The organism is Desulfitobacterium sp. LBE, assembly GCF_007830365.1.
GTDB lineage: Bacteria > Bacillota > Desulfitobacteriia > Desulfitobacteriales > Desulfitobacteriaceae > Desulfitobacterium > Desulfitobacterium hafniense.
The window spans coordinates 4,006,652-4,026,803 of the sequence record NZ_VLKD01000001.1; the positions used below are offsets into that span (position 1 = coordinate 4,006,652).

Here is a 20,152-nt window from a genome sequence, read left to right on the forward strand (position 1 = left end):
TATTTTATTTGAATAGCTTACTTTTCCATAGAGTTTCTGACTATACTAAACCTGCTCACCAAGAATAAAAGTTGGCTGAAAAAAACAATAAAAAAAGCCGCATTCATTTAGCGACAGCAAAAAGAAGACTTCGGTAGCTTGGCGGCCATCAGCTTGATCAGGAAGGCCCATAGCTTTGCGTCCTTAGCTTTCACTAAGTTTGCCTTTGTCGCAATATAATTAAAGATATCCAGCCATATTGGTATGTTGTATGAGGTATTACCTCAATCATTCTACTACAAATTACTACAATTTGAAAGGTAATTTATAAATAAATCTATATCCGCAAATAGTAATAACATTTTTAGGGTTTATCATCCTCATGAGCGTCGAACAGGCTCCGCTGCCAGGTGCATATAGGATTTTTGTATGAAACGAGAAGGTCTTTTGATGAATAATAAAAGCCTTGAGATACGATCGTCTGACGTAACTCAAGGCTTATTACTTATCTGCTCCTGAACATAGCTGTGTGCTACTCCGCCTTAGCGGCAGGATCAAGCTCAATCTTAATTCGGCGTGAAAGTATGAAATTGAGGAAGGCGATAACGGCTGCGCCCATAAAGACGGCCTGATATCCAAAAGCCGCCCACAAAAGCCCGCCGAAAATGGGAATAACCATAGAGGCGATATGCTGGAGACTGACCCCCGTCGATAGGGTTGGAGTCACATCATCAAGATCGACGGCAATCTTCCGTAAATATGTCGACCGCGCCATTTCCACCGCTGCCATGGAATTATCGATGACATAGCAGGCGGCGATAATCACCGCAGCGATGCCGACAGGGAAAATGTCGGCTGAGAACGCATAGCCAAGACAGATGGCGAACAACAAAGCGGCCTCCACCGTCAGAACGAATCGCTCCCCCCGGACGTCGATCAGGCGGCCAATCATTTTACGTGTGCCGATACTCACAAAGGCGACAATCATACCCAGGATAGCAAACATCTGAGGTTGCACATTAAACACCTTGATCAGGACCCATGGGGCAAACGTCAGAAAAATCTGCGCCCGCGCTCCGCTGACACCGGCCAGGACATAATAGAGGGTGTAGCGTTTGCGAAAAACAAATTTGACTTTCCTGGCTTTCGGTTCGCCCTTCTTCATCAGCCCCACCGCCAAAGCAGCGAACACATAGAAAACAGCACCGATAATAAAGGCGATCTGATAGGTCATATTCAGGAAATGAAAGCTCAGGAAGACAAAAACGTAGGCGATAATACTGCCGAACAGACCAAAGGCACTGATCGTTCCAAGCCTGGCGCCGAAAGACCCCAGCTTGGACAGGGACATGCCGATGGAGGGCGTGACAGGCATGACCATATGTGTGCCGAGGCTGTACATCATCATCCAAATGATCATAACCGCGAAGGTGGGGGACAAGAGGCCCAGCCCCAGCATCCCCAATCCTGCCGCGGCCATGCCGAGCATGGCAATCCGCACATCCCCGGCAAAACTTAAAACCGCCAGAACCAGCATGATAAAGAAACCCGGCGCTTCCCGGGGCACCTCGAGGAAACCTCTGACACTCTCGGAAAGCATGAATATATCGTTTAAATAGTTGTTAAATATGGATGTATTAATACCTGCACCGATCCCGGCGAACAATCCTGCCAGCAAAAACAGCTTAAAGTCCCGGTCACCATCACTATGTTTTTCTTCCATATAAGCCGAACCTTTCAAATCCTCTGACCCATTTTTCAAGCGCTTTAGCAAATAAACCGCAAAAGCATTATAGCATGGGAAAATAATGCTTTCAATGTGCTGGTAATATGGGAATGGTTTAAAAGAGAAAAATATAATCTCCCAAAACTGCGAGATTTTCCCGGACCAGTTATGCTACAATCAACCTTTAGAACAGGTGATAAAACAGATAAAGAAGGAGGGTCAAAATGTATTATTCAACAACCTATCTATCACCCATATGCACAATTACCCTTGCCTGTGACGGCGACAATCTTATCGGCTTATGGATGGAGGGTCAGAGATTTCATGGCGGTACCCTACCCGAAAGCATGATCGAAAAGGACGATATACCGATCTTTGACGCTGCCAAAGCATGGCTGGACAGATATTTTGCAGGTGAGAGGCCTGCCACATCCGAATTGCCTCTGGCCCCCATGGGCGGCGAATTTCGTCAAGGGGTATGGGATATTTTATGCCAAATACCCTATGGCCAGGTAATCACCTATGGCGACATTGCCAAACAGATGGCTGAGAAAATGAACAAAAAGTGTATGTCCAGCCAAGCAATAGGCGGAGCCGTAGGTCATAACCCCATATCTATTATCATCCCCTGCCATCGGGTAGTAGGTGCCAAGGGTAACTTGACAGGTTTTGGCGGAGGAATCAGCAGGAAAATTCAGCTGCTTGAACACGAAGGGGTGGATATGTCCCGGATGTTTGTGCCTAAAAAAGGCAACGCACTCTAAATAGTAAGGAGCAAGCCCGCAATGATCTTGATTTTATTTGAAGTTACAATAAAAAAGCAATATAGGGATGATTATCTTGCCTTAGCCGCCAATCTTAAAAACGAACTTGTAAAAAGTGAAGGATTTATACGCGCAGAGCGTTTTTCCAGTCTTGTCAAGGAAGGAAAGCTGCTCAGCTTATCTGTTTGGGAAAACGAAGAATCAGTGAATAAATGGCGTAATCAAACAGAGCACCGCATGAGTCAACGCCAAGGATATAATGCCATGTTTGCAGGCTATACCATTACGGTTGCGTCCCAGCTGCGCAGTTACAGCAATATAGAGCGGTCGGCAGCACCGGAAGATTCCAACAGTTTCTTTGGTCATCCAAATTGAAACTTGAGTAAAAATATGATGAATGGAAAGTGAGGCAAGGGCATAAAACGCCCTTGTTATATTTGGAATATTCAGATAGTTAATTGACACTAACGCTATTCAGCATTATGATGATAATGTCATGGCTTTACTAATGCTAATCTGAATATCGCCAACTAAAATTCAAGCAATACTGGGAAAGGAGGAAAAGCTGACTTGAACCGAAAGGGTGGAATCACATGGATTCATCAGCCGGAGGGGGAGTAAGCGGTTGAAAATACCCCACTTAAAATTAGGCACTAAAATCGCCATGCTCTCCTTTCTGCTGGTTCTTTTATCCGTTTTTCTGGCAGGCGTGATCATCGTCAACCGAATTTCCGATAAGATGGAGCAGGAAATCGGCTATAGAGCCATGGCCATTGCCCGAACGGTTGCCCAGTTAAGTGAGGTGCAGGAGAATCTCAGCGGGTTTGAGGGCTCGAAAATGATTCAACCCCTTGCCGAACGGATTCGCCTGGCCACAGGAGTTGAATATATCGTCATTTTTGATATGGAAAAAATAAGATATTCCCATCCTTACTTAGATCGCATTGGCACCGTCTTTAACGATGGCGATGAGGAACTCTCTTTACAAAGAAAGGAATATCTCTCCCAGGCCGTGGGGGTTGTCGGGCCGTCAATTCGTGCTTTTGTCCCTGTCCTGGCTGATGAGGGAACCCGTCAGGTAGGAGTCGTTGCCGTCGGCATTCTTGTCCCTACCATCCGGGAGATTGTCGGTGCCATCAGGGTTGAACTCTATTCCTCGATTTTAATCGGCTTAGCCCTGGGAGGGCTGGGGTCCTTTTATTTAGCCAGCAACATCAAGAAGAATATGTTCTCCCTTGAGCCCAGCCAGATTGCACGGATGCTGGAAGAAAGAGTGGCAATTTTCCAGGCTATGGACGATGGAGTCGTCGCCCTTGATATGGAGAACCGCATTACAGTCATCAATGAAAAAGCCTGCCGGATTGCCGGAACTTCTGAAAAGGCGGTGGGGTGCCCTTTACAAGAGTTTCCCGCGTTCACTGCCTTAAGCGATTTTTTAGAGACCCATGATCCTGCAGAGAGCACAGAGCTTATCCTCAATAATACCTGGGTTCTCGTGGACTTTTTACCGATCAGGGTCAAGGAGCAGGTGGTTGGGCGGGTCGTCACCCTCAAAGAGAAGACAGAAGTGCGGAAAATGGCGGAGGAGTTGACCGGTGTAAAAACCTTTATTGAAGCCTTGAGAGTGCAGAATCATGAATCCTTGAATACCTTGCATACCATCGCCGGGTTGATCCAGTTAGACAAAGCCGATCAAGCCATGGAGTATATCTATAGAGTGACTGAGGAGCAGCAGGAGGTTACAAAATTCCTAAGCAGTAAGATCATGTACCCTAATGTAGCCGGGTTGCTATTAGGAAAATATAATCGGGGCAAAGAGCTGAAAGTCGATGTTCTATTTGATCCGGATTCCCGCTTAAGTGAGCTGCCGGAGGGCTTTGACAGCAATACCCTGACGATTATTCTGGGAAATCTGCTGGAGAATGCCATGGAAGCGGTGGTGGGCAGTAAAATAAGTGAGGTCCACTGTCGGATTAAGCATGAACACCATCAACTCATCTTGAGTGTGGAGGATACCGGGCCGGGGATTTCCTTGGCCAATCAAGCCCAAATGTATCAGTGGGGATTTTCAACCAAAGGGAATGGCAATAGGGGAATTGGCTTATCACTGGTTAAGCAGACTGTGGATCTGCTGGGTGGAACTATAGAGATGGAGACGGGGAAATGGGGTACGCGTTTCGGGGTTCGGATTCCCTTGTCCGGGATTCGCTCCTGAGTGCGCCGAAGTCTTTAGGGGAGGCTCAATAGGAGGCGATCATTAATGAAGCTGATTGACTTGATCCTAGTTGAAGACGATCCGATGGTCATGGAAGTAAATGAAGGGTTTATTAAGAGAATTGGCGGATTCCGGATTTGCGGTAAAGCCAGAACCGGCAAAAAAGCCATCGAAATCATTCAGGATGTGCGGCCGTGCTTAGTGATTCTCGATATCTATCTGCCGGACCTTAACGGCATCCAGATTCTCAAAGAGATTCGCCAGCTGGGCATTCCTACCGATATCATCCTGATTACGGCGGCTCAGGACGTAGCAACGGTCCAGGCCGGGCTGCGCTTTGGCGTAGTGGATTACATCATCAAACCTTTCAAGTATGAGCGAATCCATACTGCGCTCAGCAATTACTACTCCTACGCAGAGCAGCTGCAAAACCGCTGGGAAATCAATCAGGAGGATTTGGATCGCTTGATCAAAATTCATCCTCATCAAGATACCCTTGTCGCCAGAAGCAGGGAAGAACTGCCCAAAGGATTGCGTGAAATCACCCTGCAACAAGTTTATAACTTCCTGAAAGAAACCCCCGTCGGCTTATCGGCAGAGGAAGTGGCGGAAGGGGTTGGGCTGGCGCGGGTTACAGCCCGCAGGTATCTGGAATATCTTGAAAAAATAAACTGTGTCTTATTGGAAACTCAATATGGGACAGTGGGCAGGCCCATCAACAAATATCGAATTGTACTTTAGGGTGCAATTTTTTTAATTCTTCAGACCAAAAGACCATATCGAAAGGACCATATATCGAAAAGACCAACAGGTTGAGAGTCGTAAAAAATCATAAATTTACACTTGAAAATACAATAAATCAACTGAGGTATAAGGCATGAGTAGAAATAACCGGCTCTTTATGCTAATCATGATCCTTCTCTTATTATCCGGATGCGGGACCCGGGTCATTGACGGTCAGCAGGTGGACAAAAAAGATAAAATTATCATCAAATTCTCTCACGTCGTTGAAGAAAATACTCCCAAAGGGTTAGCCGCCATACGTTTTGCCAACCTGGTCAGGGAACGGTCCAAAGGCATCATCGAAGTTCAGGCCTTTCCCAATTCTCAATTATTCAAAGATGGTGAAGAATTTGAGGCCTTAAGCAGGGGAGATGTGCAGATGATCGCTCCTACCACCTCAAAAGTTGCCCAATTATTTCCCCAATGGCAAATCTGGGATCTTCCCTACCTGTTTGATGATCTGGACAGCGTCCATCAAATCATGGATGGACCCTTGGGCAAAACCCTGCTGGATCAACTGCATCAGAAGAACATGAAAGGTCTGGCCATGTGGGATAACGGCTTCAAACACTTGACCAATAACGATCACCCTATTACTAAACCCGGTGATTTAAAAGGATTAACCTTCCGGATCATGTCCCAGGGCATCCTGGAAGAACAATTTCACTCCTTTGGCGCCGCTACCCTCTACCTGCCCTTCAATGATGTCTATCAGTCTTTGGAGGAAGGACGGGCTCAAGGACAGGAAAACACCATCTCCAATATTTACACCAAGAACTTTGACCAGGTACAGAGTTATTTAACCCTCAGCCAGCACGGATTTATGGGATATGCGGTCATGGTCAATGAAGATTTCTGGAATCAACTGCCGGCCCAGGCCCGTGAACTCCTGGAGGAGACCATGGCGGAAGTGACGCAGTGGGAACGGGATATCGCCCAAAAGCTGAATGAGGAACAATTAAGGGAACTGCAAAAGCGCAATCAGATCAAGATCTACACCCTGAACAATGAAGAGAGAAACATCTGGCAAGAGGACTTTGCTTTGGTTTATACAAAATTTGCCCAAAAATGCGGCACAGACTTTCTCAATGACGTCAAAGAGTCCCTAGAATTGGCTGGGGAATGAGGCAGCTCACTCGGATTTAAATATTAATCAATACCTACAATGATCCTGGAAGGTCTCCCACATGGCGATAAAGTTCTCAATGGGCACATCATCCTGTACATTATGAACGGTTGCGAACACAAAGCCGCCGTCCCGGGCAAAGGCGTCGATATTCCGTTTGGTTTCTTCCCTGACTTGTTCCGGTGTTCCGTTAGGAAGGGTTGACTGGGTGTTGATGCCTCCGCCCCAGAAAGTAATGTCCTTGCCGTAACTTTTCTTGAGGTGCTCCGGGCTCATATTGGCGGCGGATATCTGCACCGGGTTCAGACAATCAAAGCCTGCTTCGATAATATCCGGAATGGATGCTTCCACCGAGCCGCAGCTGTGCAAGGTCATATAACCGGCACCCTTGGCCTTGAGGTAGTCATTGAGCTTCTTGTGATAAGGAAGGATCATCTCTCTGATCAGTTTTGGGGATACAAAGGTCCCCCGCTGGGTGCCGAAATCATCGGCCTCACTGCAAACGTCAACCAGTCCGCCATAGACCTCGAAGATATGATCATAATACTCCTTTTTTTTCTCCAGCAGCTTATCCATAAACAGTGTGCAGCGTTCCGGCTCGGTAAGCAGCATGGCAAACCAATTTTCAAAGCCCCACATCAGCGGCCCCTGCTGGAGGAAACCGTTGCCGAACTGTTCGGAAATAGTGGTGGCCAAGCCTGCCCTGCGATAGTCTTCCAGCTGTTGGCGGTCGGCGGCCGGAAATTTCTCCGGGACCGGCCAGATGAACTTCTGATCCCCTTCCTCATCTTCGGAGTCCTGCAGCATACCCCCGATCAGATCATAATACAAGCCCTGATGTTTGGGCATTCGGTAGCGGGTACCCCAGTTATTGGTGTAGTAGTAGCTGTCGGTGTCTTCCCATTTCTTGGCGTAGGGATTCTCTGCCTGGGGGATAGGATGCAGTGAGGCGGAACGCACATCGCATTTCAAAAGATCCAGAACTTTGTCCGATGCCGTGACCAGCTGGTAGGGGATATGATTCATAACCAGCTCCTCTTGAATACCGAAATAATCCAAAAGTTTAACATAAAAATACTTCGTAAATTTGCATGAACATCCAGCCCCGAGATCCAGAGGGATACGATCCGGTTCCTTATGACTTAAAGCAGTTAATAATCTTTCACGACTGTTCATTTTTCTCCGCCTCCTCCAGTAATCATTTTTCTTCAAGCCCCGGCTGCCAATTCTTTGGCGATGGATGCAGCAGTAGCCGCATCGGCAGCAAAGGCGTCGGCCCCAACCTCATCAGCAATTTCCTGGGAGATAGGGGCACCGCCGACCATGATCTTGACCTGATCTCTTAAGCCGGCTTCCCTGATCGCGTCGATGGTTCTGTGCAAAGAGGGCATTGTTGTTGTCAGGAGAGCTGAAAGGCCAACCAGGCGGCAATCCGGATTCGCCATAATGGCCTCGACGAACTTTTCCGGTGCGACATCAACACCCAAATCAATGACCTCAAACCCGGCGCTTTCAATCATCATGGCCACGAGGTTTTTACCGATATCATGCAAATCACCTTCCACCGTACCGATGATGAAGATACCTGATGCTGAAGCCTGACCCCTTGACAGAAGAGGCCGCAAAACCTCAACCCCCTCTTTCATGGTGCGGGCAGCGATCAGCATTTCGGGAACAAAGACTTCACCGGACTTGAATTTATCCCCGACAATGCCCATCGCAGCAATCATCCCTTTGTTTAAAATGTCTATAGCCGGATGGCCTTCAGCTAAAGCTTCCTCGATAAGACCCCGGATAAGCTTTTTCTTCCCTGTTTCCACAGCGTTTTGAATTTCGACAATTTTAGACATTGACTTAACCTCCTCATTAATAATTTTTGAACATTAAGGTTTTAAGGGACCAATGCGGCCTTCTTTGAAGGCTGAGATGTAGTCCAGGCAGTATTCATCCTTTTCCAACAGGGCATTGGCGGCATAAATCAGCCCTAACAGATCTCTGTTGGTAGGGTCGACGATGGCGCTGTCCATACCCGCGCCCATGGCCAGGACCAGAAAGGCCTGGTTGACCAGCTTCCGTGCAGGCAAGCCGAAAGAAATATTGCTCAGACCGCTTGTGACATGAATCATCGGATAGAGCTTCTTTATTTCCCGGGCACATTCCGCAAACACAGTCAGTGTTGCTTCCTGGGTGGATAGAGTCTCTACTAAAGGATCGATATAGAGGCGGGAGGGATCGATCTTAAATTCCTGGGCCTTTTTCATGATCTGCTCGAAGACTGCCAAGCGCTTTGCCACAGAGTGGGGAATGCCCCTATCGTCACAGAGCAGGGCGATGCATTGCCACTGGGTGTCGGCAATGAGGGGAAACAGCACATCGATTTTTTCCCCTTCCATAGATACGGAGTTGACAATGCCGGGGCGCTTGCAGAACGGCAGGGCGGCAGCAATGGAAAAAGGACTCGGACTATCCACACAGATGGGGACATCCGTAACCTCCTGCACCAGCTCAATCAACCATCTCAATGTTTGGACTTCGCTTTTCTCCGGAACTGATGCGCATATATCCAGATAATTTGCACCGGCCTCGGTTTGTCGCACTGCATAGTCGGCAATATAGGCCGCGTTTTTTTCTTGAATGGCCTTACCCATGGACGGAATGGACCCATTAATTTTTTCGCCAATAATGATCATAAATTTCCTATACCCCCTATCAGCTCAGCAATTGCTTTTTCTTCCTCAAAGTTGTCTAAATTTACTTGCAATTAGCGTGCCAATAAAAAATAGCGGGGCTTTCAACAACTTTCCGGATACATGATGACAAAAGTAATCACATCTTAAGAGGTAAATTCGGCAGGTGCTAACAGCAAACACTTTTAAAAAAAGCACAGAACTGATTCTAGCTGTGGTCACACGATTCCGTATTTAATCATCTGCGGCCGTAATTTTTGTTAAACAATGCTTGCGATCATAGTGTTCAGTACTTATAGACATATAGACAATCATTAGGCTATAATCTTAATATTAAAGCAATTGAGAAAATAAAAACCATAATTCGCCCGCACAGAAACATAGGGTTTGAGGCTGTCTTCAAACAGGAGGGATAACTATGGATGTCAATGATCTCACGACCGGATTTGGCTTCGAAATTTTTGATTCGATCTATAACGGTGTCGTGGCCATTGATCAGCAGGGGATCATCAAGCTGTTCAATGAAGCGGCGGCCAAGATCATGGGAGTTGCGAAGGAAGAGACCATCGGGCGGAGAGTGGAAGAGGTCATTCCTAATACCAGCCTCCTGGAAATATTAAAAACAGGCAAAGCCGAAAATAATCAAAAGATGCACTTAGGAAACTGCGAGATCATTTCCAACCGCGGCCCGATCTGCAAAGATGGCAAGATCGTGGGAGCTATTGGGGTTTTTCAGGATATATCCGATTTTGAAGCTTTGTCCCTGGAATTGGATAACGTTAAGGAAATTAACAATGACCTGGATGCCATTATTGAATCCGTAGCCGACGGAATCGTCGTCGGAAGCGCTGATGGCATGATCTTAAGAGCCAATAGCGCTTACCTGCAGATCACCGGTATCCAGGAAAAGGAGTTTGTAGGCAAAAACGTGCGGGAACTCATCAACCAAGGATATATGAATAAATCGGTTACCGAAATGGTTTTCAGAACGAAATCCCGGGTCAATGTCGTGGACATCCGCAGCGGTAAAGAGCTGCTGATGACCGGTGCGCCGGTATTCAACGAGGAAAAAGAAGTCACCCGCGTCGTGACCATTGTCAGGGATATTTCTGAACTTACGGAACTTAAAGGCAAGCTGGAACAGGCTGAAGACGCTAAAAACCGTTATTTGAAAGAGCTGGAGCATTTCCGGTCCCAGAATGCTTTTAAGAAAATAATCACCAAAAATAATGATATGCAAAAAAGCTGGATACGGCTTATCATGTAGCCCGGGTGGATTCAACCGTGCTTATTTTGGGGGAATCCGGCGTCGGAAAAGAACTGATTGCCCAGCTGATTCACAGGGCGAGTCATCGCTCTGAGAAACCGTTTATTAAGATAAACTGCGGAGCCATACCGGCCAACCTCCTGGAATCGGAGTTTTTTGGTTACGAGGCCGGTTCCTTCACAGGTGCCCTTAAAGAAGGGAAAAAAGGACTGTTCGAGCTTGCGGACGGGGGAACCTTATTCCTCGATGAGGTGGGAGAGCTGCCTCTGGAGCACCAGGTCAAAGTCCTGCGCGCCATTCAGGAAAAAGAAATCCTCCGGGTCGGCGGGAAAAAAACAATAAAACTGGATATCCGAATTATCGCGGCAACCAACCGGGACCTGGAAGCAATGATCCGGGAAAAAGCATTCAGGGAAGATCTGTATTACAGACTGAATGTTGTTCCCATGACCATACCTCCTTTGCGCCAGCGCAAGGAGGATGTGATCCCCATCGCCTTGGAGTTGTTGGCAAGATATAATACGGCCTACGGTTATCAGAAATGGATTCACCCGGAAGTGATGGACTGCTTACTGAATTATGATTGGCCGGGAAATATCAGAGAGCTTGAAAATACCATCGAGAGACTGGTGGTGACCAGCATGGACGACTGTATTACCAAGGACGCCATGGCGGAGATCAAGTCCATCGATGTTCACCCTGCCCCAAATGGATTAACATCCCTCAAAGCCTTTCTGGAGAAAGAAGAAAACCGCCTGCTGGAAGAGGCCTACCGTCTGATGGGCAGTACAAGGAAAGCTGCTGCAGTGCTGGGGATCAGCCAATCAAGCATGGTCAAAAAGATGAAAAAATATGGCATTGAAATACAAAACTGATCCTATGGCTAAACCTAAAGATACCTCCGAGCTGAGCTTGGGGGTATTGTTTGTTATGCAGTGGCGCAGTTTTTTTTGAATCATGTGATTAGAATTGGAATCACAAATGAAAGGGTGATGAGGGCTCTTTTTTAGCCAAACAGGCAGCAGTTGAACGGAAAAAAGAGATTCAATGGAGAATCAGCCTGCTGACCAAGACCCCGAATATTCAGATATTTCATAATTGGCATGAAAATTGCTACAGCTTATCATCGTACTGTTTTTCGACTGGATAATAGGCCCCGGGCCGTCTGGAAAATTTAGAGAAAGGTGGGGTTGAAAGGTAATCGGCACTCATAAATTAAACTTAAGCCATGGTAAACCATAATCTCAGACTCGAAAAACATCAGATTTTCATAGGAGTAGAAGGGAGCGGCAATATATGTCCATATCAACCCAATTCAGCGTCCCGCAAAGGATGGAAAGGTTACCGCTGACGTCATATCAGAAGAAAATATTTTACATTATTGCAACCGCTTGGTTTTTTGACTCTATGGATCTTGGCATGCTGACCTTTGTTCTGGGATCCATTAAGACCGACTTAGGTCTGACAACGGTTCAAGCCGGACTCCTTTCCAGTTTCAGCTTCCTCGGTATGTTCTTCGGAGCAGCCAGTGCCGGGATGGCTGCTGACAAGTTTGGCAGAAAGATTGTTTTTCAGACCAGTATGATTCTTTGGGGTGCAGCAAGTATCGCCTGTGCTTTTACCCAAAATGTCGAACAGCTGGCCCTTGCCCGCTTCTTCCTCGGTTTGGGTATGGGAATGGAATTCCCCATCGGTCAGTCTCTGATATCGGAATTTATTCCCGCCAAAAACCGCGGACGCTATATTGCACTTTTGGAAGGCTTCTGGCCCATAGGTTTCATTGCTGCCGGCATCTTATCCTATTTCCTTCTCCCCATAGGAGGCTGGCGCCTGGTGTTCCTCTGTGAAGGTATCCCCGCAATCTTTGTTTTGATCATCCGCAGAATGGTCCCGGAATCCCCCCGCTGGCTGGCCGATACCAATCAGGATGAGAAAGCGGACATGGTAATGACGGCATTTGAGAAAAATGTGGAGAAAGCTTATGGTAAAGAGCTGCCGCCGCCTATTAAAGATGATAATCTGGTTATCGGCAAGCATGAAAAGAAATTCTCCTTTCTCCAACTCTGGGCTCCCGGGTATAAAAAAAGAACCATCATGGTCTGGCTCTTGTGGTTCTTTGCCCTCCTCGGCTACTATGGCCTGACAACCTGGCTGAGCGCATTTTTACAGGAAGCAGGCTATTCAGTGACCAAATCCGTGTACTACACGATTATGATCTCCCTCGCCGGTATACCCGGGTTCTTCAGTGCGGCTTACTTCATTGAGAAAAACGGCCGTAAGCCCACTTTAATTGTCGTACTCATCGGCTGCGCCGTCTTTGCCTATCTCTATGGTACCGCCTCAAGTCTGCAGACTTTGATTGGCTTCGGACTCGGTATGCAGTTTTTCCTCTTCGCCATGTGGTCCTCCCTCTATGCCTATACCCCTGAGCTCTATCCTACCCGGGCCAGAGCGACCGGTACCGGCTTTGCTTCCTCCGTGGGGCGCTTCGGTTCCTTGCTGGGACCCTACATCGTAGCAGTTGTCTTGCCGACCTTAGGTAATTCCGGGGTCTTCGCCCTTGGAGCGGCATGCTTTATTGCCGCCGCGCTGTCGGTAGCTATACTTGGTGAAGAAACAAAGGGCAGAGTGCTTGAAGAAATTTCGGCCTGAAATTGCAGTAAACTTTATTTGCATAATAGACCCTCCGGTTTTGCCGGTGGGTTTATTATTTATCCGGCAAGAAAAGAGATAGGACTGGAGAAGGGAAAAAGGCGGATGGCCTCCTAAAAACGGGTATTGACGTTGTTGGGATTGGTTTCCTTGTCTTTATATGGTAAAATTCCAGGTATGTAGAGCAGTGATTAAGGGAGGAGATAAAAATTGGCTAATCGTCAGGTTCAGGCCTCATCGCGATGGGTGGTATTGGCACTTTCTTTTTTTATGATGATCGGGTTCGCCTTGTCTTTACAGGCCCTGCCGCCCCTTTTTGAGCAAATCATGCAAGAGGTATCCTTCTCTAACTCCCAGGCGGGGATTTTAATGGGCGCTTATGCCATTCCCGGAATTTTTCTTCCTTTTGTCGTGGCTTATTTAGCCAGCCGTTTTGACATGAAAAAGTTGATCATAGCCGCTTTAGGGATTATGATGGCAGGATTAATAGCCTTTTCTACAGCAGGCTCCTTTTCCCTCTTGGTCGTGTATAGATTGGTGGCGGGAATAGGGGCGACGGTGCTGGTCGTACTGGCTCCTCTCCTAATCACCATGTTTTTTGACCAAAAGAATATTGGTATTGCCATGGGTATTTTTAATATCGCTGTTCCCTTAGGCACGGTCATAGCGGCCAATCTTTTTGGTTCTTTGGGGCAGCTCCTTAGCTGGAGAATGGTCTTGTTTGGTGTTGCCGCCTTTTTGGGAGCCATTCTCCTTTTGGTGATCTTTGCCCTCTCCTTACCCCAAAAAGACGGCGGTGCAGATGCCAGGGGCTTAAGCAAAGAACCGGCGCCCAAATTCAGAGGCAGCCGGAGCCTTTGGCTGCTTGCCGGGATTTGGGTTTTAGCTAATTTTCAGCTTTTGGCTTATGTTACCTTTGGCCCCCAATTCTACCAATCCTTCGGTTTAGCGAACCAAAAGGCCGGATTTTTGACAAGCTTGATCATGCTGGCCTCCATTTTTCTGGCCCCGGTTATCGGAGTGGCTTTCGATAAAACCGGCCGGAAAAAGCCTTATTTGCTCACCGGAAGCGTCGTGATCCTCCTTGCTTTTGTTTTACTGGCCCTTCATTTCCCTGGTCTGCCCTTATGGGCAGTTGCTTTGGGCATAGGCTTTGCCCCCATCCCTGTTTTCGTATTTGCTCATCTCCCGGAGACCGTTAAACCCCATGAAGTAGGCATGGGGATGGGGATGCTGACCATTGCTTCCAACTTAGGCACCACCATGGGACCCTCCGCCCTGGGCTCAATCCTCGATCGGACAGGCGGCAATTTCACTGTTTCCTTGCTGGTTTTGGCTGCGGTGTCTATCGTAATTATCGCTTTTTCCCTGGGATTAAAATCCGGAAACTTGCAAAGCGAAAGCTAGCATCCATTAGAATCAGTTAGGAGCGCAGAAAAACGTAGAAATTCGAAGGATTTTCCATGATAAAAGAGAATACTAAATAGTCAGATTCTTTGTCCGGTCATCTATCAGTTTACGGGGTGTGATCTTAAAACATTGAAGAAAGATTATTGGGAGGTATTCACTTCATGGAATCCATTTTTTTCGTAGCTCTAACCCCCGGCATGGCCCAGATTGCTGAGGAAGCAAGGCAAGCATTAAATTTATCCTTTCCCATAGAAGTCGTCAGCTTTGATCAGGGCAAAGAGGTTATCAAAGCCAACCCTCAGATTGATGTGATGATCAGCCGGGGGCTGATGGTTGATTTGCTGCGCGAAAATACCGACAAACCAATCGTTGGGCTGACCATGACCATCGACGAGATGCTGGAAGCGGTTCAGCGGCTTATCGCCGCAGGAGCGACGAAAGTGGGTGTAGTCGCCCACAGGGGATTTTTGGCTATGGGAAGTTCAGACTTCATGTTGGGTGATTTAACGATTCATATCAGACCATGGAACACTCTGGGGGATATACCGATGATCCTGGAGAAGCTGCAGCAAACCGGTGTTCAAGCCATAGCCGGAGACAAAGGAGGATACACCGCCGCCGAGGAGCGGGGGTTTGCAGGGGGGTTGTTGGAGTCGGGGCCCCTTGCGGTGAGAAGAGCTATAGACGAGGCTTTAAAAATAGCGAGGGCTCAGGAACGGGAGCGGGAGAAGGAACAGGAAAAAGCCCGCCGTTTTGAGCAGGTGTTATCCGAGCTCTATTCCGGTTTAGAACAGTCCGCCTCCTTCGTTGAGGAGCTGGCCGCATCTTCAGAGGAACTTGCCGCCTCAAGTCAGGAATCATCCGCCATTGCCCAAACAACCACCCAGGAGATGGAGGGCATTACAGGAATATTGGATGTCCTGCGCAGGGTTGCCCAGCAGACCAACCTATTGGGGCTGAATGCCGCCATTGAAGCCGCCCGTGCCGGTGAACACGGCCGGGGATTCTCAGTGGTTGCCGAAGAAGTGCGCAAGCTGGCTGATGAAAGCAACCGTTCGGCAAAGAATATTGAACAGATGCTGACCAGATTCCATGAGTCGGTGGTTCAGGTCCAGAATAATGTGGAAGCCAGCAGTGAGATTACCCAGGAACAAGCCAGGGCGACCCAAGTCTTATCTCAGAATTTAGAAACGCTCAGAGGCATAGGAGATAAACTCAGAGTGATGGCCTGAAAACTTCAGTTATCCGGCCCAGCTTCCAACCCACGGCCGCTGACCGCATGCCGATAAAGTCGGCATAGAGCCCGCCCTCGGCCATAAGCTGTTCATGGCCGCCCCGCTGGACGATCCTGCCCTGATCCAGCACCAGAATCTGCTGAGCATTGCGCACGGTTTTCAGCCGGTGAGCGATCATAATGATGGTCTTGTTTTTGGTCATTTCGGCGATAGCCTCCTGCAACCGGCTTTCATTTTCAGGATCCACATTGGCGGTGGCTTCATCGAGAATGACGATGGGGGCATCCTTTAAAATGGCCCGGGCGATGGAAATCCGTTGACGCTCCCCTCCCGAAAGCGTGGCGCCCCCTTCACCGACCATCGTGTCGTATCCCTCCGGCAGTATCATAATAAAGTCGTCGCAGCGGGCTCTTTTGGCCGCTTCCCGCACCTCCTCCAGAGTCGCGTCAGGCTTTCCGAAACGGATATTGTTAAGAATGGTGTCGTTGAACAAGTAGACCTTTTGAAAGACCATGCTGAAATTGGCCAGCAGACTATCCAGGCTATAATCCCGCACATCCCTGCCCCCCAAAGTGATGGAACCGCTGTTCACATCCCAGAAGCGGGTGATCAGATGGCATAAGGTGGTTTTTCCTCCTCCTGAAGGACCGATGATCGCCGTGGTGGTTCCGGCAGGAATGCGGAAAGAAACATCATCCAGGATTTTTTTCTTGTCATAGGAGAAGCTGACATTGCGGCCCTCAATAGCATAACTCTGAGGGCGGATAGCCTTGCCCAGCTCATCCATCACCGGAGTATGATGAATTTCCTCCACCCGGTCGATGGATATGTCGATAGCGCGCAGCAAAGCGGACATGCTGCCGGCTGTTTCCAGCTGACTGTAGATAATAAAGGCGGAGATCAGCATCAGCAGGCAGGTGGTGAGGTTCATGCTGCCGGTCAGGTAAAAAGCGATGGCCGCGATCACCACCAGAATACTGAATAATTTAAGGATCAGGCTCTGCAGGAACATATAAGGAATGAAAGCGATCTCCAAGCCCACATTATTTTTTTCGCATTCGTCGATGGCCTGATCAAGGGTATGGCCGGCTGCCTGGGCCAGATTGAAAGCCCGCACCACACTGATACCCTGCACATATTCCAGCACGGCACCCACCAGGGCAGACTGGGCCGCTACCCGGGCCGGGGAAATGGCCCGGGATTTTTTCTGCATCAGTCCATTGGCCCCCATGAACACCAGGATGCCGGCCAGGATGATCAGACCGATGCGCCAATCGAAAAAGAGCAGCATCAGAGTGATGATGGCGGCATGGACATAGCCGTGAATGATCTTATCCATGACCCGGGGGGCGATATCCTGTACGTCCTCCATGGTGTTGGTAACGGCGGCGGTAATGGCTCCCAGACTATGGTCATTAAAATAGCCCATAGGCATGTATTTCAGGCGATCGCCGATTTCCGTCCGTTTGTCGGCGCACATCATGAAGCTGCCCTCGGCTTGGGCCATGGTGGCCCGCTGCCGGGTAAGAATAGCCCCCAGCATACTGAGGAACATGATCGCGAAGGAGGTCCAGGCTGTTCCGGCGGTCATCGTTCCCTCCACGATCCCTTGCAAGACCACCGCCAGGGCCAGAATCTGCAGGGCCTGGAAGATGGAATTGATCAGGGCCAGGGCAATGCCTTTTTGCATCAGTTTCCCGCGCTGGCCGGCAAAGGCAAAAAATTTACGGATGGTACCAATCATCTTATTTCCTCCTTACGCAACGTCTTTGGCACTGATGTGGGCCTGCCAGAGATCCTGATATAATGGGCTGCTTTCCAGCAGTTGCTCATGGGTGCCCAGGGCAGCTACCCGGCCCTTCTCAATCAGGGCAATCTGATCGGAATCCGTGATGGTGGAGAGCCGGTGAGCGATGACGATGAGGGTTTTGCCCGCCACCAGCTTGGCCACGGCCTCCTGGATGACAGATTCGTTTTCCGGGTCGGTATAGGCTGTGGCCTCATCCAGAATAACGATGGGGGCATTTTTGAGCATGGCCCGGGCGATGGTGATCCGCTGGCGTTCACCCCCGGAGAGATGTCCGCCGGCCCCTCCGGCCACAGTGTCGTATCCGTCGGCCAAACCCATAATAAAGTCATGACAGCCGGCAGCCTTAGCCGCCTCCCGCACCTCCTCATCACTGGCGGCTGGGCGGCCAAGGCGGATGTTTTCCAGGATGCTCTGATCAAAGAGGAAATTATCCTGGGCTACATAAGCGATCTTATCCATAAGCTGAGGGGCGGGAATGTTCCTGACATCCACGCCGCCGATAGAGAGGGTTCCGTCCTTGACATCCCAGAAAGAGGCGATGAGCTTGGCGATGGTGGATTTGCCGCTGCCGGAAGGTCCCACCAGAGCGGTTACGGACCCGGCGGGAATGGCCAGATCAACTCCATGCAGGATCTCCGTTTCCCCATAACCGAAAGTAACGCCCCTGAGTGCGATGTCCGTACCGTCCAGCCGGGCAAGAACCGTTGGCCGCACTTGCTCCCCTTCATCGAGGATTTCGCCGATTTCGCCGATAATAACCTTGATTTTGGCAAGATCGTCGGTGTAATACATCGCGGAAAGCAGCGGTGCCATGATGCCCAGGGCCAGAATCATGATCGTGATGAAATCGGCCCCGGACAGAGAGCCGTTCATGTAAAAAACACAGCCCAAAGGCAGGACCCCGATGAGCACGGCGGGCCAAATGCCAATGCCCATGGAAAAGTACAGCTGCACATCCCGCATCCAATCCAGCCCATAGGTAGCATTCTTATGGACCGCATCGGCGAATTTCTTATAGGAAGTGGCCGATTGCCCGAAAGCTTTGATCACTTCAATGCCGTTGATATACTCCACAGCCGTGGCGTTCATATGCCGGCCCACACCAACATACTCCCCAAAGCGCTTTTCATAGTCTTTCATCATGCCCATATAGCAGACTGCGCCAATGGGCAGAGTGATCAGAGAGATCAGGGCCATGCGCCAGTCCAGGACGAACAGGTAACCCACAATAGCCAGGGGGACCAGCAGATTGGAGGTCATTTCCGGCAGCACATGGGCCAGAGTCGGTTCAATACTGTCCACTTTTTCCACCATACTGTTTTTGAACTTTCCTGAGGGAGTATCCAGGACATAGCCCATGGGAACCCGGGTCAGCTTTTGAGCGATCCGCCGCCGCACTTCAGAAATCACCGCAAAAGTAGCCTTGTGGGATAAGCTCGTGGAGAGGTTATGAAACACAGCCTTGCCCAGAAAACCTACGGCCGCCCCGGCGCACCAGCCTAAATACCAATTAAAATCACTCCCTCCCTCAATCAGCCCCCAAATCATTTGGGATACCGCAAAATAGGGGATCATGCTGCAAGCGACCCCCAGTATGGCCAGCAGCACCGACAGGACGTACTCTTTCCTGTGGGGACCCGCGTACTCCTTGAGGCGGGCCACTGCTCCCGGTGTGTTGGTTTGATCCATGGTAATCTCCTCCTCTTTAAATTACAGTTAGCTTGTTTAAATTATAGTTAGCTTGCGCTAACTTATAGGGAAAATTTTTTGGGGCTAGACAAGCCCCAAAAGGTTTTTCCAGCCGGCGCTGAAAAAATCAGTAAGCCTTCCGATATATTCCCGGGCCTCTTCCTTAGGCATATCGTGGGCGACAACTTCAAAGAAACCGGTCAGATAAGCGCTGGCCAGCATATGATTGAGGTCATCCGGAATAGGGGAAACGGTTCGCCCTATGCTCGCCATACGGGAAAGGAAGATAGCGGAGCTCTGCACCTCCACTTCAGCCATACGATGGACATAATTTTCATAAGATGTCCCTTCCGCATGGCAAATAAGCAGTTTAAAAGCATCATAATGCTCATAAACATAATCAAAGCACTTCCATATCCTCGGTTCAATCTCCTCCGTCATCTCCGTAAGCTGCCGCTCCAGAGGCAGCGCCTCGAACTCTTCATGACCACGCCGGTAGATCTCATAAAGGGTTTCCGCCGCTTCCCGAACCAGCGCGTCAAACAAAGCCTCTTTATCGGCGTAATATCCATATAAAGCACCGGTGGTTACGCCGCAGGCTTTGGCGATGGAGCGCAGGGAAGAGTTCTGAAAGCCCAGGCGCAGAAATTCCTCTTGGGCAGCCTGCAGAATCCGCTGTTGTGTGGTCTGTTCCATGTCAACCATGCCTAACCTCCCAATTAATATAACATCGTTATATAACGATGTTATATTAACATTTCCGCTCCAGGAAGTCAACGGATTTCGCTGACAAGTTTTGCGCTTGCTTT

The 20,152-nt window shown here is 49.0% G+C and carries 17 protein-coding genes and 1 riboswitch; of the genes, 10 read left to right on the forward strand and 7 right to left on the reverse strand.

Annotated features, from left to right (window positions below):
• Nucleotides 1-129: 129 nt before the first annotated feature.
• Nucleotides 130-214: riboswitch (cyclic di-GMP riboswitch) on the reverse strand.
• 297 nt (nucleotides 215-511) lie between these two features.
• Nucleotides 512-1,702 carry an MFS transporter gene (locus DESLBE_RS18955; protein WP_026198733.1) on the reverse strand — a complete coding sequence of 397 codons (1,191 nt, stop codon included), beginning with the start codon at nucleotides 1,700-1,702 and terminating at the stop codon, nucleotides 512-514.
• Nucleotides 1,703-1,929: 227 nt separating this feature from the next.
• Between DESLBE_RS18955 and DESLBE_RS18960 the strand changes: the two genes are divergently transcribed.
• The 5 genes from DESLBE_RS18960 (at nucleotide 1,930) to DESLBE_RS18980 (ending at nucleotide 6,593) form a co-directional block, all read left to right on the forward strand.
• Nucleotides 1,930-2,469, forward strand: a complete 540-nt coding sequence (locus DESLBE_RS18960) for a methylated-DNA--[protein]-cysteine S-methyltransferase (protein ID WP_011462102.1) — start codon at nucleotides 1,930-1,932, stop codon at nucleotides 2,467-2,469.
• 21 nt (nucleotides 2,470-2,490) lie between these two features.
• Entirely contained in the window at nucleotides 2,491-2,844 is a 354-nt protein-coding gene (locus DESLBE_RS18965; protein WP_144677907.1) for an antibiotic biosynthesis monooxygenase, read from the forward strand.
• Nucleotides 2,845-3,094: 250 nt separating this feature from the next.
• On the forward strand, nucleotides 3,095-4,684 hold the full coding sequence (locus tag DESLBE_RS18970) for a sensor histidine kinase (protein WP_011462101.1): 1,590 nt from the start codon (nucleotides 3,095-3,097) through the stop codon (nucleotides 4,682-4,684).
• Nucleotides 4,685-4,729: 45 nt separating this feature from the next.
• Nucleotides 4,730-5,425: a response regulator gene (locus tag DESLBE_RS18975; RefSeq protein ID WP_011462100.1), complete on the forward strand. Its 696-nt coding sequence runs from the start codon at nucleotides 4,730-4,732 to the stop codon at nucleotides 5,423-5,425.
• A 136-nt stretch (nucleotides 5,426-5,561) separates the two neighbouring features.
• Nucleotides 5,562-6,593, forward strand: a complete 1,032-nt coding sequence (locus DESLBE_RS18980; protein ID WP_011462099.1) for a DctP family TRAP transporter solute-binding subunit — start codon at nucleotides 5,562-5,564, stop codon at nucleotides 6,591-6,593.
• Nucleotides 6,594-6,620: 27 nt separating this feature from the next.
• Here the strand turns inward: DESLBE_RS18980 and DESLBE_RS18985 are convergent, their stop codons facing one another.
• Genes DESLBE_RS18985 through DESLBE_RS18995 form a run of 3 tightly spaced genes read right to left on the reverse strand, consistent with a single transcriptional unit; the run spans nucleotide 6,621 to nucleotide 9,283 of the window.
• Nucleotides 6,621-7,769: a uroporphyrinogen decarboxylase family protein gene (locus DESLBE_RS18985; RefSeq protein ID WP_011462098.1), complete on the reverse strand. Its 1,149-nt coding sequence runs from the start codon at nucleotides 7,767-7,769 to the stop codon at nucleotides 6,621-6,623.
• 32 nt (nucleotides 7,770-7,801) lie between these two features.
• The gene (locus DESLBE_RS18990) at nucleotides 7,802-8,443 is read right to left on the reverse strand and encodes a corrinoid protein (RefSeq protein ID WP_005815959.1); all 642 of its coding nucleotides are present in this window, start codon (nucleotides 8,441-8,443) and stop codon (nucleotides 7,802-7,804) included.
• Nucleotides 8,444-8,476: 33 nt separating this feature from the next.
• Nucleotides 8,477-9,283: a methyltetrahydrofolate cobalamin methyltransferase gene (locus tag DESLBE_RS18995; protein WP_144677908.1), complete on the reverse strand. Its 807-nt coding sequence runs from the start codon at nucleotides 9,281-9,283 to the stop codon at nucleotides 8,477-8,479.
• A gap of 415 nt (nucleotides 9,284-9,698) precedes the next feature.
• On the opposite strand from DESLBE_RS18995, the gene DESLBE_RS27135 reads away from it, so the two are divergent.
• The 5 genes from DESLBE_RS27135 to DESLBE_RS19015 all read left to right on the forward strand — a co-directional run bounded on the left by DESLBE_RS27135 (nucleotide 9,699) and on the right by DESLBE_RS19015 (nucleotide 15,841).
• Nucleotides 9,699-10,547, forward strand: a complete 849-nt coding sequence (locus DESLBE_RS27135; RefSeq protein ID WP_243131350.1) for a PAS domain S-box protein — start codon at nucleotides 9,699-9,701, stop codon at nucleotides 10,545-10,547.
• Nucleotides 10,548-10,564: 17 nt separating this feature from the next.
• A complete protein-coding gene (locus DESLBE_RS27140) occupies nucleotides 10,565-11,422 on the forward strand; it encodes a sigma 54-interacting transcriptional regulator (protein WP_243131351.1) in 858 nt (285 codons plus the stop codon).
• Nucleotides 11,423-11,843: 421 nt separating this feature from the next.
• Nucleotides 11,844-13,199, forward strand: coding sequence for an MFS transporter (locus DESLBE_RS19005; RefSeq protein ID WP_144677909.1), 1,356 nt, complete (start codon nucleotides 11,844-11,846; stop codon nucleotides 13,197-13,199).
• 210 nt (nucleotides 13,200-13,409) lie between these two features.
• The gene (locus DESLBE_RS19010) at nucleotides 13,410-14,606 is read left to right on the forward strand and encodes an MFS transporter (protein WP_011462091.1); all 1,197 of its coding nucleotides are present in this window, start codon (nucleotides 13,410-13,412) and stop codon (nucleotides 14,604-14,606) included.
• 164 nt (nucleotides 14,607-14,770) lie between these two features.
• Nucleotides 14,771-15,841, forward strand: coding sequence for a PrpR N-terminal domain-containing protein (locus tag DESLBE_RS19015; RefSeq protein WP_026198734.1), 1,071 nt, complete (start codon nucleotides 14,771-14,773; stop codon nucleotides 15,839-15,841).
• On the opposite strand, the gene DESLBE_RS19020 is transcribed toward DESLBE_RS19015, so the two are convergent.
• The 3 genes from DESLBE_RS19020 to DESLBE_RS19030 all read right to left on the reverse strand — a co-directional run bounded on the left by DESLBE_RS19020 (nucleotide 15,825) and on the right by DESLBE_RS19030 (nucleotide 20,048).
• A complete protein-coding gene (locus DESLBE_RS19020; protein WP_144677910.1) occupies nucleotides 15,825-17,588 on the reverse strand; it encodes an ABC transporter ATP-binding protein in 1,764 nt (587 codons plus the stop codon). The two genes, DESLBE_RS19015 and DESLBE_RS19020, sit on opposite strands and share 17 nt — an antisense overlap.
• Before the next feature lie 12 nt (nucleotides 17,589-17,600).
• Entirely contained in the window at nucleotides 17,601-19,343 is a 1,743-nt protein-coding gene (locus DESLBE_RS19025; protein WP_144677911.1) for an ABC transporter ATP-binding protein, read from the reverse strand.
• Nucleotides 19,344-19,427: 84 nt separating this feature from the next.
• Entirely contained in the window at nucleotides 19,428-20,048 is a 621-nt protein-coding gene (locus DESLBE_RS19030) for a TetR/AcrR family transcriptional regulator (RefSeq protein ID WP_018212193.1), read from the reverse strand.
• Between the last annotated feature and the right edge of the window lie 104 nt (nucleotides 20,049-20,152).

Coding starts and splice junctions, on each gene's coding strand:
- DESLBE_RS18980 (WP_011462099.1), top strand. CDS start 5,562: ATGAGTAGAAATAACCGGCTCTTTATGCTAATCATGATCCTTCTCTTA.
- DESLBE_RS19030 (WP_018212193.1), bottom strand. CDS start 20,048: ATGGTTGACATGGAACAGACCACACAACAGCGGATTCTGCAGGCTGCC.
- DESLBE_RS19020 (WP_144677910.1), bottom strand. CDS start 17,588: ATGATTGGTACCATCCGTAAATTTTTTGCCTTTGCCGGCCAGCGCGGG.
- DESLBE_RS19015 (WP_026198734.1), top strand. CDS start 14,771: ATGGAATCCATTTTTTTCGTAGCTCTAACCCCCGGCATGGCCCAGATT.
- DESLBE_RS19005 (WP_144677909.1), top strand. CDS start 11,844: ATGTCCATATCAACCCAATTCAGCGTCCCGCAAAGGATGGAAAGGTTA.
- DESLBE_RS18975 (WP_011462100.1), top strand. CDS start 4,730: ATGAAGCTGATTGACTTGATCCTAGTTGAAGACGATCCGATGGTCATG.
- DESLBE_RS19025 (WP_144677911.1), bottom strand. CDS start 19,343: ATGGATCAAACCAACACACCGGGAGCAGTGGCCCGCCTCAAGGAGTAC.
- DESLBE_RS18985 (WP_011462098.1), bottom strand. CDS start 7,769: ATGAACAGTCGTGAAAGATTATTAACTGCTTTAAGTCATAAGGAACCG.
- DESLBE_RS18955 (WP_026198733.1), bottom strand. CDS start 1,702: ATGGAAGAAAAACATAGTGATGGTGACCGGGACTTTAAGCTGTTTTTG.
- DESLBE_RS18960 (WP_011462102.1), top strand. CDS start 1,930: ATGTATTATTCAACAACCTATCTATCACCCATATGCACAATTACCCTT.
- DESLBE_RS27135 (WP_243131350.1), top strand. CDS start 9,699: ATGGATGTCAATGATCTCACGACCGGATTTGGCTTCGAAATTTTTGAT.
- DESLBE_RS18995 (WP_144677908.1), bottom strand. CDS start 9,283: ATGATCATTATTGGCGAAAAAATTAATGGGTCCATTCCGTCCATGGGT.
- DESLBE_RS18965 (WP_144677907.1), top strand. CDS start 2,491: ATGATCTTGATTTTATTTGAAGTTACAATAAAAAAGCAATATAGGGAT.
- DESLBE_RS18990 (WP_005815959.1), bottom strand. CDS start 8,443: ATGTCTAAAATTGTCGAAATTCAAAACGCTGTGGAAACAGGGAAGAAA.